Below are 14,421 nucleotides of genomic sequence, written 5' to 3'. Positions count from 1 at the left end.
CGCCGGCAGTCGATTTCACCAAGCCGGACGGGCAGGGCAGAGGAATCCTCTTTTGTCGGCAGCCGGCGCCAGAGAAACCCGCGCCTAGCCGGGCAGCAGCGCCAGCGCCGGCGGCAGGTCCTTGACCGGCTTGGTGACGATATAGCTGAAATACCGCCGCACCCCGGCGCGGCTTTCCAGCAGCCCGTCCATCAGCGTCTGGAAGGCCGCCACATCGGTCGTGATCACCTGCATCAGATAGTCATAGCCGCCGCCGATCGCCCAGCAGCCGCTGATCTCGGGCATCCGGGCGACGGTGCGTTCGAAGATCTGGAAGCTTTCGGCGCGGTGGCTTTCCAGCTCGACCGTGACGAAGACCTGCACATGCGGACCCAGCCCGGCAAGGTCGATCTCGGCGCGATAGCCGCGGATCAGTCCGGCCTTTTCCAGCCGCTTCATCCGCTCCCAGCACGGCGTCGGCGACAGGTTCACCCGCGCCGCCAGATCGGTCTTGGCGATGCGCCCCTCGCGCGACAGCGTCGCGAGGATGGCGATGTCTCGGTCGTCCAGTCGGGTGTGGGCCATTCGACGGTTGTTTCCGCAGGCCGGGAAAATGTCAATCTGGACAAGCCGCTGCGGCTTGGCTCAACTGGCCCCATGTCGCATTGGCCCCTGACCCGCGCGGATATCGCACGCCCTGCCTATCGCAGCCTGGCGCAGGGCATCGCCGCCGCCATCGACGCGGGCAGCCTGCGCCCGGGCGACCGCCTGCCGCCGCATCGCGACCTTGCCTGGCAACTGGGCATCTCGGTGCAGACGGTCAGCCGGGCCTATGAGGAACTGATCCGCGCCGACCTGATCTCGGGCGAGGTGGGGCGCGGCAGCTTCGTGCGGTCGGGTCCGCGCGAGACGGTGGAGGTGCCGTGGTTCCGCGCGCCGACCACGCGGCCGCCCGTCGATCTGTCGATGATGACCCCGGTGCGGCTGCCCGCCATCGCCGAGGCCTGGCGCGCCTCGCTGCGCCGCGTGGCCGACCGGCTGCCCGATCCGGCGATGTATTCGTTCCGGCCGCGCCAGACCATGGCGCTGTATGGCGGAATGGCGGCGGGCTGGCTGGCGCGCTGCGGCATGGTGGTGCCCGCACAGCGCATCCTGATCACCAATGGCTGCACGCCCGCGCTGATGGTGGCGCTGATGTCGGTGGCACAGCCCGGCGACGAGATCGCCACCGAGGGCTTTACCTGCCACACGCTGAAACCGGCGATCCGCCATCTGCACCTGCGGATGCGCGGCGTGGCTTGCGATGCGGGCGGCATGCTGCCCGAGGCGCTGGCCGCGGCGGCGCGCAGCGCGGCGGGCAAGCTGCGCGCGGTGTTCCTGCTGCCCTCGGGTGCATCGCCGCAGGCGCGGATCATGGATCGGGCCCGGCGCGAGGCACTGGCCGAGACCGCGGCCGAATGGGGGCTGATCATCATCGAAAGCGACGTGCTGGGCCCGGTCGCGCCGCGCCGGCCGCCACCGGTTGCAAGCTTTGCGCCCGACCGCAGCCTCTACATGACCGGGCTCAGCAAATGCCTGGCGCCGGGGCTGCGGCTTGGCTTTCTGGCGATGCCCGATGCGCTGGCCGAACGGATCCTGAACCGGCATCTTTCGGTCAGCTGGATGGCCACCCCGCTTCTGGCCGAGATTGCCCGCGACTGGATCGACAGCGGCATCGCCGATGCGCTGCTGCAGGCCCAGCGCGCCGAACTGGCCGGGCGCAACCGGCTGGCGCGGCGGGTGCTGGGGGCGCGCACGCATGGCTTCCCGCACGGGCTGCACCGGTGGGTGCCGCTGCCCGGCGGTGCGGACGAGCAGCGGCTGCTGCGCGCGGCGCTGCGCCATGACATCGCGCTGGCCCCGGGCGCGGGCTTTTCGGTGACCGATCGCAGCCCGGCGCTGCGGCTGTGTCTGGGCGGCTGTTCGGTGCGCGAACTGGACGCGGCGCTTGCAACCCTTGCGGAAATCCTGCCCGCTGCGCCGGCAGATCAGGGCGACGCTGCTGCCCCGGATCAGGCACCGATTTGACACTCGGCGCCTAAATTGTCATGATTTAATATATCAATTGACTTGAGTTCTGGCTGGCACGATCTCTCGGAGCCAGTCGGATCGGGCTGCAACGACCCGAATCCTGCCAACCGGAGGCCGTGGCTGCATCGCGTCACACGGCCCCATCCCACAGGAGGTATCATGACCTGCAAGACATTGACCGCCGTTAGCCTCGCCGCCCTCGTCCTGGGCGCGGGGACGGCCATGGCCGACACCTGGCGCTATGCGTTCGAAGAGGCGATGGAAGAGGTGCAGGGCAAGTTCGCCCAGAAGTTCAAGGAAGAGGTCGAGGCCAATTCCGACCACGAGGTGCAGCTTTTCCCCTTCGGCACCCTGGGCGAGTCCGCCGACATCATGGAGCAGGCGCAATCGGGCATCCTGCAATTCGTCGACCAGTCGCCCGGCTTCACCGGCGCGCTGATCCCCGAGGCGCAGGTGTTCTTCGTTCCCTACCTGCTGCCCGCCGACCAGGAACAGCTGGTCAGCTTCTTCCGCAACTCGAAGGCCATCAAGGAACTGTTCCCGCCGCTTTACGCAGAACAGGGGCTGGAACTGCTGACCATGTTCCCCGAGGGCGAGGTGATGATGACCACCACGACCGAGGTCACATCGCCGGAGGACCTGAACGAGGTGAAGTTCCGGGTGATGACCAACCCGCTGCTGGTCAGCAGCTACCAGTCCTTCGGCGCGACGCCCACGCCGCTGCCCTGGGGCGAGGTTTATGGCGCGCTGCAGACCGGCATCATCCAGGGCCAGGAAAACCCGGCCTTCTTCATCGAATCGACCAAGATGTACGAGGTGACCGACTACATCACCCGCGCCGGCCACAACAACTTCACCACCGCGGTGATGGCCAACAAGGAGTTCTTCGACGGGCTCTCGGCCGAGGATCAGCAGATGGTGCGCGACGCCATCGAGGCGTCCTTCGACTATATCGTTGACTACCAGACCGGCCTGACCGAGGAGTCGCTGGAGAAGATCAAGGCCGCCAAGCCCTCGATCACCATCACCGAACTGACCGAGGAGCAGCGCGCGCCCTTCAAGGCGACCGCCGAGGCCGTCGAGCAGGAGTTCCTGAAGATCGGCGGACCCAAGGCGCAGGAGATCCTTGACCAGATGAAGGCCGATCTCGAGGCTGCCGCTTCGGGCAGCTGACCGGCAGGGCTGGCGGCCGGGACCATCCGTCCGGCCGCCCGCCGCCCCGCGCATCGCATCGCCGGCTGGCCGACCCGCCATGACGGGGTCTGGCCAGTCCTGCCCGCACAGGAAAGACAGCGGCCATGACGCTTGACGACAAGCACGCCCCGACGCCCGATCCCGATGTCATCGCCGCGGCCGAGGCGGTGTCGCTCGACGATGACATCGACGATTCGGCCTATGTCTCGGGCCTGCCGGGCGTCCTGGGCGTGATCGATGTCGCCGTCGCGCGGATCGAGGCGGTGCTGCTGGCCATCGGCGTCCTGCTGATGGCCGCCAACACGATGGCCAATGTCGTCGGTCGCTATGTGCTGGGCCAAAGCATCTATTTCTCGGAAGAACTGAACCAGGCACTGATCATCCTGATCACCTTCGCGGGCATTTCCTACGCCGCGCGGCACGGGCGGCACATCCGCATGTCGGCCTTCTTCGACGCGCTGCCGTTCCGCCTGCGCAAGCCGCTGATGGTCCTGATCGCGGTCGTCACCGCCGCCGCGATGTTCCTGCTGGCGTGGTATTCGCTGCAATACGTGCTGACGCAGGCCTCGCGCGGGCGGCTTTTGCCGGCGCTTCAGATCCCGCAATGGTGGATCATCGTCTGGGCGCCGCTCGGGTTCTTCCTGACCGGGCTGCAATACGGGCTGACCGCCATCAAGAACCTGCTGGACAAGGATATCTGGCTGTCGACCAGCACGGTCGAGGGCTATGACGACAGCCACGAAGAGGAGGTCTGAACGATGGCCTGGGCAATCTTCGGCGCGATGATCTTCCTGCTGCTGCTGGGATTTCCGATGATGATCCCGCTGATCGCCGGATCGCTGATCGGCTTCGTCACGCTGTTCGGAGGGCTTGGCCAACTGGACACCATGGTCCAGCAGATCCTGGGCGGCATCCGGCCGGCCAGCCTGATCGCGGTGCCGATGTTCATCTTCGCCGCCGACATCATGACACGCGGGCAGTCGGCCAACCGGCTGATCGACCTCGTGATGGCCTTTGTCGGGCACCTGAAGGGCGGGCTTGCGGTCTCGACCGCGACGGCCTGCACGCTGTTCGGCGCGGTCTCGGGTTCGACGCAGGCGACGGTGGTCGCGGTGGGCGGGCCGCTGCGGCCGCGGATGCTGCGGGCGGGCTACAATGACAGCTTCGTGCTGGCGCTGATCGTCAACGCCTCGGACATCGCCTTCCTGATCCCGCCCTCGATCGGAATGATCATCTATGGCGTGGTGTCGGGCACCTCGATCTCGGAACTGTTCATCGCCGGGATCGGACCGGGCCTGCTGATCCTCGTGCTGTTCTCGATCTATTCCTACATCTACGCGACCCGCAACAACGTCCCGACCGAGCCGAAGGCCGACTGGGCAGAACGGTGGTCCGCGCTGCGCCGGGCGCTGTGGCCGCTGGGCTTTCCGGTCATCATCGTGGGCGGCATCTATGGCGGCATCTTCTCGCCGACCGAGGCCGCGGCGGCATGCGTGCTGTATGCGCTGTTCCTGGAGATGGTCGTCTTTCGCGAGATGAGCCTGAAGCAGCTTTACGCCACCGCGAAATCGACCGGGCTGATCACCGCGGTGGTGTTCATCCTGGTGGGGGCGGGGGCCGCCTTCTCCTATGTCATCAGCTTCGCCCAGATCCCCCAGCAGGTGCTGGGCGCCATCGGCATCGACCAGATGGGTCCGTATGGCGTGCTGTTCACCATCTCGATTGCCTTCTTCGTCGGCTGCATGTTCGTCGATCCGATCGTGGTGATCCTGATCTTCGTGCCGATCTTCGCGCCGGTGGTGCAGTCGGTCGGCCTCGATCCGGTGCTGGTCGGCACGATCATCACGCTTCAGGTCGCCATCGGCAGCGCGACACCGCCCTTCGGCTGCGACATCTTCACCGCCATCGCCGTCTTCAAGCGGCCCTATGCCGAGGTGGTGCGCGGCACGCCACCGTTCATCCTGATCCTGCTGTCGGTGGCCGTCCTGCTGATCTTCTTTCCGCAGATCGCGCTGTTCCTGCGCGACCTTGCCTTCGACAAGTGAAAGGGGGCGCCGATGGTCTTCGACAAGATCCTGATCGCCTATGACGGCTCGCACGGCGCCGAACGCGCGCTGATGAAGGCGACCGAGCTGGCGCGGCTGTGCGCGGCGCAGCTGGTGGTGCTGACCGTCTATCGCCACCATTCGATGCTCGAGGCGTCGCTGTCGATGGTGCGCGGCAGCGTCGAACCGGGCGGCAATCTGGACGAGGCGATGCGGGGCACCGCCCGCGACGCCGCCGACTATGCCAAGAGCCATGCCAGCGATGCCGGCGTGGCACGGGTCAGTGCCTTCATCAAGGCGGGGCAGCCCGCGCGCACCATCGTCGCGGTGGCCGAGGAAAAGGGCTGCGATCTGATCGTCGTCGGCTCGCGCGGGCTGGGCGCGACCGAGGGCTATCTGCTGGGTTCGGTCAGCCACAAGGTGACCGGGCTGGCCGATTGCCCGGTCATGGTCGTGTGAGCACGGACGAGGCAGACCATGTGGCGCGACAGCATGAACCGCTTCGGGTTGATCGCCCTGGCCACCGACCTCACCATCGAGGAGGACGCCGCGCGCCTGCTGCCGCCGGGCTGCCGGCTGCATGTCACGCGCATCGCCTTTGACAACCCGACCACGGCCGAGAACCTCAGGAAGACCGGCCCGCGCCTGCGCGCCGCCGCAGACCTGCTGGTGCCCGGCGTCGAGTTGAAGGGCATCGGCTTCGGCTGCACCTCGGCCTCGGCGGTGCTGGGCCGGGCGGTGCTGGACGAGATCGGGGCACGCGCTCCGATCAGCACGCCGGTCGCCGCGGCGCTGCGCGGATTTGCGGCGATGGGTGTCGGGCGGATCGCCCTGATGACCCCCTATCTGCCCGAGACGACCGATCTGGTCGGCGATCACTTCCAGGCCAACGGGCTGGGCGTGGTCACCCGGCACTCGATGGGCCATGCAGACGATCGCGACATGGCCCTGCTGTCGGATGCCGAGATCATCGAATTTGCGCTGGAATCCGACCATCCCGACGCCGAGGCGCTGTTCATGTCCTGCACCGCGCTGCCGGCGGTGCGGATCATCGACCAGATCGAGGATCGCCTGGGCAAGCCGGTGGTCAGCGCCAATCTGGCGCTGTTCTGGTCGATGCTGGACCAGGCGCAGGTTCCGGCCCGGGGACCGGGCCGGCTGTTCCGGCTGCGCACATGGTAGGGCCGGACGACATCACCGCCGCAGCGGCGCGCATCCGCGACATGGTGCGGGTGACGCCGGTGCGGACCTCGGACAGCCTGTCGCGGATCGCCGGAGGCCCGGTCTGGCTGAAATGCGAGCATCTGCAGGATACCGGCGCCTTCAAGCTGCGCGGCGCGTCGAACGCGGCGGCGCGTCTGGGCGATGTGGCGGGCGTCACCACCGCCTCGACCGGCAATCACGGCCGTGCGCTGGCCCATGCCGCGCGGCAATTGGGCCTGCCCGCGATCATCTGCCTGTCCCGCCTCGTGCCGCAGAACAAGCGCGATGCGATCACCGCGCTGGGCGCCGAGGCCCGGGTGATCGGGGCCAGCCAGGATGCGGCCTTTGACGAGGCGCGGCGGCTGCGGCGGGACGAGGGCTTCGCGCTGATCCCGCCTTTCGACCATGCCGATGTGATCGCCGGCCAGGGCACGCTGGGGGTCGAGATCCTGTCCCAGATCCCCGATGCCGGCCATATCGCGGTGCCGCTGTCCGGCGGCGGGCTGCTGGCCGGGGTGGCGCTGGCGGCGAAGTCGCTGCGCCCCGATATCCGCATCACCGGCATCAGCATGGAACGCGGCGCCGCGATGGCCGCCAGCCTTGCGGCCGGTCATCCGGTCGAGGTCGAGGAACTGGAAACGCTGGCCGACAGCCTCGGCGGCGGCATCGGATTGCAGAACCGGCTGACCTTCACGATGACGCGCGATCTGATGGACGACCTGATCCTGCTGACCGAAGACGAGATCGCGGCCGGGATCCGCCATCTGGCCCTGCAGGACGGCGAGACGGTCGAGGGTGCCGCGGCAGTCGGCGCGGGCGCGATCCTTGCCGGCAAGCTGCGCGCCACCGACGGCCCGCTGGTGCTGATCCTGTCCGGCCAGAACATCGACCCGGCCCGCCACGCCGCGATCGTCAGGGGGGCCGCATGAGCGAGATCCGGGTTCTCACCGAAGACCAGCTGCGGGGTGCCATTCATCTGGACGCCGCCCTGATCGCGGTCATCGAGGATGCCTTTGCCACTCTGGCGCGGGGGGGGGTGGTGATGCCGCAGGTCCTGTCGATGCACATGCCAGATGTGAACGGCGAACTGGACGTCAAGACTGCCTATGTCCCCGGCCTTCCGGGCTTTGCCGTCAAGTTGTCGCCGGGGTTCTTCGACAATCCGGCCAGGGGGCTGCCCTCGACCTCGGGGCTGATGGTGGTGCTGTCCAGCCAGACCGGCCGGGTGCAGGCGGTGCTGCTGGACAATGGCTACCTGACCGATCTGCGCACCGCGGCCGCCGGCGGCGTCGCCGCGCGGCACCTGTCGCGTCCCGACAGCGCGCGCGCCGCGATCTTCGGGGCCGGCTTGCAGGCGCGGATGCAGCTGCAGGCGCTGTGCCTTGTCCGGCCGATCCGCGAGGCGGTGATCTGGGCGCGCGATCCCGCCCGCGCCGGGGCGCTGGCCGCCAGCATGACAAAGCCGGGCCTGACGGTGAGGGCAGAGGCCGATCCCGCCAGGGCGGCCGGGTTCGGCGATGTGATCGTCACAACGACGCCCGCCACGCAGCCGATCCTGCGCGCCGGCTGGCTGCGCGCCGGCCAGCATCTGACCGCGATGGGCAGCGATCAGGCAGGCAAGAACGAACTTGACCCGCGCTGCCTTGATCGCGCCGACCTCTATGTTGCGGATCGCGTCGGCCAGACCCGGCTGATGGGCGAACTGCGCGCCGCGCTGGAGGCCGGGATCGTCGCCACCGCCGACGGCCTGCCGGAACTGGGCGACATCATCGCAGGGCACCATCCCGGCCGCACCGACCCCGGCCAGATCACCATCGCCGATCTGACCGGCACCGGCGTGCAGGACACCGCCATTGCCACCCACGCGCTTGCCGCGTTTTCGAAAGACAGCTGAATGCCCGAATTGCAAAGGACCCCCGAACGCTTCTCGACGCGCGAATACCAGCGCCGCCTGCGGCAGACCCGCGACAGCATGGCGAAACTCGGCCTTGATCTGCTGATCGTCAGCGATCCCTCGAACATGGCCTGGTTGACCGGCTATGACGGCTGGTCCTTCTATGTGCATCAATGCGTGATCGTCGGCCCGACCGGCGACCCGATCTGGTTCGGCCGCGGCCAGGACGCGCAGGGCGCGCTGCGCACCGTCTGGATGCGCGACGATCACATCATCGGCTATCCCGACCACTATGTTCAGTCGGTGGACCGCCACCCGATGGATTACCTGTGGGCGCAGATGGCCGATCGCGGCTGGCATCGCGGCTTCATCGGGGTCGAGATGGACAATTACTGGTATACCGCCAAGGCCCATGAACGGCTGCTGGCGGGGCTGCCCGAGGCGCAGATCCTGGACGCGACCGGCCTTGTGAACTGGCAGCGCGCGGTGAAGTCCGACGAGGAGCTGGACTACATGCGCAAGGCTGCGCGCATCGTCGAGCGGATGCACCGCCGCATCGCCGACAAGGTGGAGGTCGGGATGCGCAAATGCGACCTCGTGGCCGAGATCTATGATGCCGGGCTGCGCTATGACGAATGGGCCGGGCATGGCGGTGACTATCCCGCCATCGTGCCGCTGCTGCCCTCGGGGCCTGATGCCGCGGCGCCGCACCTGACCTGGGACGACCTGCCCATGAAGCCGAACGAGGGCACCTTCTTCGAGATCGCCGGATGCTATCAGCGTTACCATTGCCCGCTGTCGCGCACGATCTTCCTCGGCCAGCCCCCGCACGAGATGCTGGAGGCCGAAAAGGCCGTGCTGGAGGGCATGGATGCCGGGCTTGACGCGGCGAAGGCCGGCAATACCTGCGAGGATATCGCCGCCGCCTTCTTCACCGTCCTGGACCGCTATGGCATCGTCAAGGACAACCGCACCGGCTATCCCATCGGCCTGTCCTACCCGCCCGACTGGGGCGAGCGCACCATGTCGCTGCGCCGGGGCGACCAGACCGAGTTGCGGCCGGGCATGACCTTCCATTTCATGACCGGGCTGTGGATGGACGGCTGGGGCTACGAGACGACCGAGTCGATCATCATCACCGACGGCGCGCCGGAACTGTTCTGCAGCCTGCCGCGAAAGATGCTGGTGAAGGCATGAGCGGCAATCCGATCCGCCCCACCATCCCGCTGGATGCGCCAGGCAAGCATCACGGCTTCCTGCGGCTGCCCTATTCGCGCAACGACAGCGCCTGGGGCAGCGTGATGATTCCGATCACGGTGATCGCCAATGGCGCGGGGCCCACCGCGCTGCTGACCGGGGGCAATCACGGCGACGAATACGAAGGCCCCATCGCGCTCCAGCAGCTGTCATGGGAGATTGCGCCCGAGGATGTGACCGGCCGCGTCATCATCGTGCCCTACATGAACTACCCGGCCTTCCGGGCCGGGGCGCGGGTCAGCCCGATCGACCAGGTGAACCTGAACCGCGCCTTTCCGGGCCGGCCCGACGGCACGCCAAGCCAGAAGATCGCGAACTATTTCAACGATGTGCTGGTGCCGATGTCCGATCTGGTCCTGGATTACCACTCGGGCGGCAAGACACTGGACTTCCTGCCCTATGCGGCGGCGCATTACCTTGACGACAAGGACCAGCAGGCGGCCTGCGTCGCGGCGGTCAAGGCCTTCGCCGCGCCCTACACGATGATGATGCTGGAAATCGACGCGGTGGGCATGTTCGACACGGCGGTGGAAAGCCAGGGCAAGGTTTTCGTCACCACCGAACTGGGCGGCGGCGGCACGGCCACCGCGCGCTCGGCTGCCATCGCCACGCGGGGCGCGCGCAACGTGCTGCGCCATGCCGGCATCCTGTCGGGCGCAGCCGAGACCGGGGGCGACAGCATCATGCTGGACATGCCCGGCGACGATTGCTTCCACTTCGCCACCCGCGACGGGTTGCTGCACCCGCTGGCCGATCTGGGCGACAGCGTGGCCGCGGGACAGCCAATCGCGCGGATCTGGCCGCCCGACCGCACCGGCGTCGATCCGGTCGATGTGCTTGCCAACCGCGATGGCGTCATCGCCGCGCGCCATTTTCCGGGCCTCGTGCAAAGCGGCGACTGCCTCGCGGTGATCGCCGTCGCCTGAAATCGGGCGCTGCAACGCGAACGGGGCGCGCAAGGCACGCCCCGTCCAGCCTGCCCACATCGGTCGGGCGCGTCAGTGAACGCTGACCGGCATCAGTTCGTTCTGCCGGGCCAGCACGAAGGCCAGGGACCGGTCGCGCACCAGCGCAAGCCTTTCGCCATCGGCATCATGCACCGCATAAAGCTGGGTCACTCCCTGCAACTGTTCGCGGATTTCGTCGGGCAGCGTCTCGGTGGCGACGCGGCGCACATAGACGGTGTTGTCGGCGGTGTTGTCGCCGAAATCGAATGCGGTTTCCATGCGGAACCCCTTTCTCTACTTGCGGCTGATCGGAATGGTCTGCACGACCTGCTGGGACGGCACCCGCCGCAGATCGACATGCAGCAGCCCGTTCTCGATCTCGGCCGAAACGACCTCGACCCCCTCGGCCAGCACGAAGCTGCGCTGGAATGCGCGCGACGCGATCCCGCGATGCAGGAACACCCGGCCCTCGCCGGCCTCGGCCATCCGGCCGCGGATCACCAGTTGGCGATCCTCGGTCGTCACGGCCAGATCGTCCTCGCCAAAGCCGGCCACCGCCAGCGTGATGCGAAAGCCGTCAGGCGGCAGATGCTCGATATTGTAGGGCGGATAGCCCTCGGCACCCTTGGCGGCCCGTTCGGCCATGCGCTCCAGCTGGTCGAAGCCCAGCAGGTAGGGATGCGCCCCCAGCGAGATCTTGGTCATGTCAGCCCTGTCCGTTCAAGCGACTGGTCCTCGCGGGTCCCGGAACGGCAACCCGCTTCGAGACCCGATATGGGCATCGCGCCGCGGCGAAACAAGGCTCTGGCCCGCCCCTGCGCCCTCAGCCGCGCATCCCGCAGCGCGCCATCGCGGTGCCGATCGCCCGCGACGACCCGGCCAGCGGAAAGGTCGAGACGCTGTTGCCGCCGGGATTGCGCAGCTGGACCGAGGATCCCGCAAGAAGCGCCGCCAGCAGCGGCGAACCGGCCGGGATGGCGGTGTAGTGCACGCCCCTGCGGCTGGCGAAGTCGGCGCGATAGGGCCGGCCATCCACCGTCACGGCGATCCCCCGTGACGGCCCCGGCAGCCCCTCGATCGCCAGCAGGGCGGGCTTGCCGCGCTCGCAGGAAAAGGCCAGCGTGCTGGCCCCCACGGTGATCGAGGCCATCTGCCCGCCCCCCGAGGCCCGCCCGACATGGCCCCACGAGGGACCCGCCGGACGTGCAGGCGCCGGTCCCTCGCACAGCCGGCGCACGCAGGCATTGTATTGCTGGCTGGCGGCGCCGGGCGAATCGGCGAGGCAGCGCCAGATGCATCGTTGCAGTTCCCCGTCGTCCATCTGCGCGCTGGCCGGCACCGCCAGCAGGGTGACCAGGGCGGCAATGCCGAGTTTCGCGATCATGTCGGCCTGTCCTTTCGTCCTGTGCACCTCAGTGTCGGGTGCAATGGGCAAGGGCGCAAGGGATCAATCGGCCGGATCGGGCGGCAATGCATCGCAGTGGAATGATTCTGTTAACAGCATCGTTCCGACAGGCTATAAGCTGGAAAAACAACGTCCAAGCGCCAGCCAGCAGATCGCCAGATGAACGTGCACCATGAAATGTCCCACGAGGAAATCGTCCGCGCCAAGCTGGCCGCCCTGCGCTGCGAGCATCGCGACCTTGACGAGGCCATCGCGGCGCTGGCGGCCCAGCAGCTGACCTCGTCGCTGGCCCTGCAGCGCCTGAAGAAGCAAAAGCTTGCCCTGAAGGACAAGATCGCCCGTCTGGAAGACGAACTGACCCCCGACATCATCGCCTGATTGCGATGCCGCCGCGCCCGCGCTAAGGCAGGCGCCAGACAACGGGAAGGGGGTGCGCGCCATGGAAACGCCGGTGGGAATCATCATGGGCAGCCAGTCGGACTGGCCGACCATGCGCGAGGCAGCGGCCATCCTCGACGAGCTTGGCATCGGCTACGAGGCCCGGATCGTCAGCGCCCATCGCACCCCGGACCGGCTTTGGGACTATGGCAGGACGGCCGTGGCCCGCGGGCTGAAGGTGATCGTCGCCGGCGCAGGCGGCGCGGCGCATCTGCCGGGCATGATGGCGTCCAAGACGCGTCTTCCGGTCATCGGCGTGCCGGTGCAGACGCGGGCGCTTTCTGGCGTGGACTCGCTCTATTCGATCCTGCAGATGCCGAAGGGCTATCCGGTGGCGACCATGGCCATCGGCGCTGCGGGTGCGGCCAATGCCGGGTTGATGGCGGCGGGCATCCTTGCCCTTGCCGATCCGGCGCTGGCGCAGCGCCTTCAGGACTGGCGCGCCGCGCTGTCCGCCTCGATCCCCGAGGAGCCGCGCGATGACTGAGGTGCGCAGCATCGGGATCCTCGGCGGCGGCCAGCTGGGCCGGATGCTGTCGGTCGCGGCCAGCCGGCTGGGCCTGCGCTGCCATATCTACGAACCGGGCGCCGCGCCGGCCGGAGACGTGGCATGGCGGCTGACCACCGCGCCCTACGAGAACGAGGCCGCGCTGCGCGACTTCGCGGCCAGCGTCGATGTCATCACCTACGAATTCGAGAATGTGCCGACCTCCGCGCTGGACCTGCTGGAAGCGCTGCGCCCGATCCGCCCCAACCGCCGCGCCCTCGCGATCTCGCAGGATCGGCTGGACGAAAAGACCTTTCTGAACGGGATCGGCCTTGCCACCGCGCCCTTCGCGGATGTGCCGCGCCACGAGGATCTGCCCGCCGCGATCGACCGGCTCGGCCGTCCCGCGATCCTCAAGACACGGCGCATGGGCTATGACGGCAAGGGCCAGATCCGTATCGACGACGGGCCGGGCGGATGGACCGGCGCGCCCTCGATCCTCGAAGGCCTTGTCGATTTCACCGCCGAGATCAGCGTCATCGTCGCGCGCGGCGCGGATGGGCAGGTGGCGGCCTTCGATCCCGGGCTGAACCTGCATCAGGGCGGCATCCTGCGCACGACGACCATCCCCTGCGGCCTGCCGGCGCGGGTCACGACGGATGCGGTGCTGATCGCCGCGCAGATCGCGAATGCCCTCGACTATGTCGGCGTGATGGGGGTCGAACTGTTCGTCACCCCGCAGGGCCTGATCGTCAACGAGATCGCACCGCGCGTGCACAATTCGGGTCACTGGACCCAGGCCGGTTGCGCCGTCGACCAGTTCGAACAGCATGTCCGCGCCGTTGCCGGCCTGCCGCTTGGCGATGGCCGGCGCCATGCCGATGTGGTCATGCAGAACCTGATCGGCGACGACATCGACCAGTTGCCTGCGCTTCTGGCCAGCCCGCGCACCCAGGTCCATCTCTACGGCAAGGGCGAGGCGCGTCCCGGCCGCAAGATGGGCCATGTCAACCGGATCGCCGGATGAGGCCCGCGCGCCCCCGGCTGGCGGTGCGCGCGGCGATCCTCAGGGACGACCGGCTGCTGCTGGTGAACGCCTATCCCGGCCGGCACAGCGACTTGTGGTGCCTGCCGGGCGGAGGGGTCGAACCCGGCCAGTCGCTGCCGCAGAACCTGATCCGTGAGGTCGCCCAGGAAACCGGGCTGGCGATCACGGTGGCCGAACCCTTCCTGATCAACGAATTCCACGATCCGGCCGGGGGCTTCCACCAGGTCGAACTCCTCTTCCGCGCGCGTCTTGTCGCCGCCCCGGCGATCATCCTCGCCGACCCCGCGGGGGTGGTGAACCGGTTCCGGTGGGTGTCGCGTGACGAACTGCGCTGCATGCGCCACAAGCCCGACAGCCTCGCCGAGGCGGTCTGGGGCGTCGGGGCGGCGCATTACGACGCGCTGGAACCCATTATACCCTGAACCCTGCCCGCCGCCGTTTGCCTTGGCTGAAA

General features: G+C 68.1%; 19 protein-coding genes. 15 read left to right on the top strand and 4 right to left on the bottom strand.

Annotated elements, in window-relative coordinates; genetic code table 11:
- Positions 1 to 84: 84 nt before the first annotated feature.
- Positions 85 to 564, bottom strand: coding sequence for an Lrp/AsnC family transcriptional regulator (locus Q5Y72_RS03260; RefSeq protein WP_305961982.1), 480 nt, complete (start codon positions 562 to 564; stop codon positions 85 to 87).
- A gap of 72 nt (positions 565 to 636) precedes the next feature.
- On the opposite strand from Q5Y72_RS03260, the gene ehuR reads away from it, so the two are divergent.
- The 10 genes from ehuR to doeB all read left to right on the top strand — a co-directional run bounded on the left by ehuR (position 637) and on the right by doeB (position 10,568).
- Complete coding sequence (ehuR, locus tag Q5Y72_RS03255; RefSeq protein WP_305961981.1) at positions 637 to 2,046, top strand: MocR-like ectoine utilization transcription factor EhuR; 1,410 nt, start codon at positions 637 to 639, stop codon at positions 2,044 to 2,046.
- 162 nt (positions 2,047 to 2,208) lie between these two features.
- Positions 2,209 to 3,222 carry a TRAP transporter substrate-binding protein DctP gene (gene dctP, locus Q5Y72_RS03250; RefSeq protein WP_371930740.1) on the top strand — a complete coding sequence of 338 codons (1,014 nt, stop codon included), beginning with the start codon at positions 2,209 to 2,211 and terminating at the stop codon, positions 3,220 to 3,222.
- Between the two features lie 125 nt (positions 3,223 to 3,347).
- Positions 3,348 to 3,998: a TRAP transporter small permease gene (locus Q5Y72_RS03245; protein WP_305961980.1), complete on the top strand. Its 651-nt coding sequence runs from the start codon at positions 3,348 to 3,350 to the stop codon at positions 3,996 to 3,998.
- Positions 3,999 to 4,001: 3 nt separating this feature from the next.
- A complete protein-coding gene (locus Q5Y72_RS03240) occupies positions 4,002 to 5,288 on the top strand; it encodes a TRAP transporter large permease (RefSeq protein ID WP_305961979.1) in 1,287 nt (428 codons plus the stop codon).
- A 12-nt stretch (positions 5,289 to 5,300) separates the two neighbouring features.
- Complete coding sequence (locus Q5Y72_RS03235; protein ID WP_305961978.1) at positions 5,301 to 5,747, top strand: universal stress protein; 447 nt, start codon at positions 5,301 to 5,303, stop codon at positions 5,745 to 5,747.
- An 18-nt stretch (positions 5,748 to 5,765) separates the two neighbouring features.
- Positions 5,766 to 6,470, top strand: coding sequence for a maleate cis-trans isomerase family protein (locus Q5Y72_RS03230; protein ID WP_305961977.1), 705 nt, complete (start codon positions 5,766 to 5,768; stop codon positions 6,468 to 6,470).
- A complete protein-coding gene (eutB, locus tag Q5Y72_RS03225) occupies positions 6,464 to 7,420 on the top strand; it encodes a hydroxyectoine utilization dehydratase EutB (protein ID WP_305961976.1) in 957 nt (318 codons plus the stop codon). Before Q5Y72_RS03230 ends, eutB begins: the two co-directional genes overlap by 7 nt.
- A complete protein-coding gene (locus Q5Y72_RS03220) occupies positions 7,417 to 8,385 on the top strand; it encodes a cyclodeaminase (protein ID WP_305961975.1) in 969 nt (322 codons plus the stop codon). Before eutB ends, Q5Y72_RS03220 begins: the two co-directional genes overlap by 4 nt.
- A complete protein-coding gene (gene doeA, locus Q5Y72_RS03215; RefSeq protein WP_305961974.1) occupies positions 8,386 to 9,582 on the top strand; it encodes an ectoine hydrolase DoeA in 1,197 nt (398 codons plus the stop codon). It abuts the gene before it with no gap.
- The gene (doeB, locus tag Q5Y72_RS03210; protein WP_305961973.1) at positions 9,579 to 10,568 is read left to right on the top strand and encodes a N(2)-acetyl-L-2,4-diaminobutanoate deacetylase DoeB; all 990 of its coding nucleotides are present in this window, start codon (positions 9,579 to 9,581) and stop codon (positions 10,566 to 10,568) included. Before doeA ends, doeB begins: the two co-directional genes overlap by 4 nt.
- 72 nt (positions 10,569 to 10,640) lie before the next feature.
- Here doeB and Q5Y72_RS03205 read toward each other — a convergent pair whose 3' ends face one another.
- From Q5Y72_RS03205 to Q5Y72_RS03195, 3 genes are all read right to left on the bottom strand, one after another.
- The gene (locus Q5Y72_RS03205; protein WP_305961972.1) at positions 10,641 to 10,868 is read right to left on the bottom strand and encodes a DUF1150 family protein; all 228 of its coding nucleotides are present in this window, start codon (positions 10,866 to 10,868) and stop codon (positions 10,641 to 10,643) included.
- Positions 10,869 to 10,883: 15 nt separating this feature from the next.
- Positions 10,884 to 11,294 carry an Hsp20 family protein gene (locus tag Q5Y72_RS03200; protein ID WP_305961971.1) on the bottom strand — a complete coding sequence of 137 codons (411 nt, stop codon included), beginning with the start codon at positions 11,292 to 11,294 and terminating at the stop codon, positions 10,884 to 10,886.
- A 118-nt stretch (positions 11,295 to 11,412) separates the two neighbouring features.
- On the bottom strand, positions 11,413 to 11,973 hold the full coding sequence (locus Q5Y72_RS03195) for a hypothetical protein (RefSeq protein WP_305961970.1): 561 nt from the start codon (positions 11,971 to 11,973) through the stop codon (positions 11,413 to 11,415).
- On the opposite strand from Q5Y72_RS03195, the gene Q5Y72_RS03190 reads away from it, so the two are divergent.
- From Q5Y72_RS03190 to Q5Y72_RS03170, 5 genes are all read left to right on the top strand, one after another.
- Entirely contained in the window at positions 11,954 to 12,157 is a 204-nt protein-coding gene (locus tag Q5Y72_RS03190) for a hypothetical protein (protein WP_305961969.1), read from the top strand. The genes Q5Y72_RS03195 and Q5Y72_RS03190 overlap by 20 nt on opposite strands.
- On the top strand, positions 12,154 to 12,372 hold the full coding sequence (locus tag Q5Y72_RS03185; protein WP_305961968.1) for a YdcH family protein: 219 nt from the start codon (positions 12,154 to 12,156) through the stop codon (positions 12,370 to 12,372). Before Q5Y72_RS03190 ends, Q5Y72_RS03185 begins: the two co-directional genes overlap by 4 nt.
- A 61-nt stretch (positions 12,373 to 12,433) precedes the next feature.
- Positions 12,434 to 12,919 (top strand): 5-(carboxyamino)imidazole ribonucleotide mutase, encoded by a 486-nt coding sequence (gene purE / locus Q5Y72_RS03180; protein ID WP_305961967.1) that lies wholly within the window; start codon positions 12,434 to 12,436, stop codon positions 12,917 to 12,919.
- Complete coding sequence (locus Q5Y72_RS03175) at positions 12,912 to 13,946, top strand: 5-(carboxyamino)imidazole ribonucleotide synthase (protein WP_305961966.1); 1,035 nt, start codon at positions 12,912 to 12,914, stop codon at positions 13,944 to 13,946. The genes purE and Q5Y72_RS03175 overlap by 8 nt, the downstream gene beginning before the upstream one ends.
- Positions 13,943 to 14,389: an NUDIX domain-containing protein gene (locus Q5Y72_RS03170; protein ID WP_305961965.1), complete on the top strand. Its 447-nt coding sequence runs from the start codon at positions 13,943 to 13,945 to the stop codon at positions 14,387 to 14,389. The genes Q5Y72_RS03175 and Q5Y72_RS03170 overlap by 4 nt, the downstream gene beginning before the upstream one ends.
- The last annotated feature ends 32 nt before the right edge of the window (positions 14,390 to 14,421 follow it).

It is taken from the genome of Paracoccus spongiarum, from assembly GCF_030732095.1.
Taxonomy (GTDB): domain Bacteria; phylum Pseudomonadota; class Alphaproteobacteria; order Rhodobacterales; family Rhodobacteraceae; genus Paracoccus; species Paracoccus spongiarum.
This window is presented reverse-complemented; position numbering and strand designations above follow the sequence as displayed.

Coding starts and splice junctions, on each gene's coding strand:
- Q5Y72_RS03195 (WP_305961970.1), bottom strand. CDS start 11,973: ATGATCGCGAAACTCGGCATTGCCGCCCTGGTCACCCTGCTGGCGGTG.
- Q5Y72_RS03260 (WP_305961982.1), bottom strand. CDS start 564: ATGGCCCACACCCGACTGGACGACCGAGACATCGCCATCCTCGCGACG.
- Q5Y72_RS03205 (WP_305961972.1), bottom strand. CDS start 10,868: ATGGAAACCGCATTCGATTTCGGCGACAACACCGCCGACAACACCGTC.
- ehuR (WP_305961981.1), top strand. CDS start 637: ATGTCGCATTGGCCCCTGACCCGCGCGGATATCGCACGCCCTGCCTAT.
- eutB (WP_305961976.1), top strand. CDS start 6,464: ATGGTAGGGCCGGACGACATCACCGCCGCAGCGGCGCGCATCCGCGAC.
- Q5Y72_RS03240 (WP_305961979.1), top strand. CDS start 4,002: ATGGCCTGGGCAATCTTCGGCGCGATGATCTTCCTGCTGCTGCTGGGA.
- Q5Y72_RS03230 (WP_305961977.1), top strand. CDS start 5,766: ATGTGGCGCGACAGCATGAACCGCTTCGGGTTGATCGCCCTGGCCACC.
- Q5Y72_RS03220 (WP_305961975.1), top strand. CDS start 7,417: ATGAGCGAGATCCGGGTTCTCACCGAAGACCAGCTGCGGGGTGCCATT.
- purE (WP_305961967.1), top strand. CDS start 12,434: ATGGAAACGCCGGTGGGAATCATCATGGGCAGCCAGTCGGACTGGCCG.
- Q5Y72_RS03200 (WP_305961971.1), bottom strand. CDS start 11,294: ATGACCAAGATCTCGCTGGGGGCGCATCCCTACCTGCTGGGCTTCGAC.
- Q5Y72_RS03245 (WP_305961980.1), top strand. CDS start 3,348: ATGACGCTTGACGACAAGCACGCCCCGACGCCCGATCCCGATGTCATC.
- Q5Y72_RS03185 (WP_305961968.1), top strand. CDS start 12,154: ATGAACGTGCACCATGAAATGTCCCACGAGGAAATCGTCCGCGCCAAG.
- Q5Y72_RS03175 (WP_305961966.1), top strand. CDS start 12,912: ATGACTGAGGTGCGCAGCATCGGGATCCTCGGCGGCGGCCAGCTGGGC.
- doeA (WP_305961974.1), top strand. CDS start 8,386: ATGCCCGAATTGCAAAGGACCCCCGAACGCTTCTCGACGCGCGAATAC.
- Q5Y72_RS03235 (WP_305961978.1), top strand. CDS start 5,301: ATGGTCTTCGACAAGATCCTGATCGCCTATGACGGCTCGCACGGCGCC.
- Q5Y72_RS03170 (WP_305961965.1), top strand. CDS start 13,943: ATGAGGCCCGCGCGCCCCCGGCTGGCGGTGCGCGCGGCGATCCTCAGG.
- doeB (WP_305961973.1), top strand. CDS start 9,579: ATGAGCGGCAATCCGATCCGCCCCACCATCCCGCTGGATGCGCCAGGC.
- Q5Y72_RS03190 (WP_305961969.1), top strand. CDS start 11,954: ATGCCGAGTTTCGCGATCATGTCGGCCTGTCCTTTCGTCCTGTGCACC.
- dctP (WP_371930740.1), top strand. CDS start 2,209: ATGACCTGCAAGACATTGACCGCCGTTAGCCTCGCCGCCCTCGTCCTG.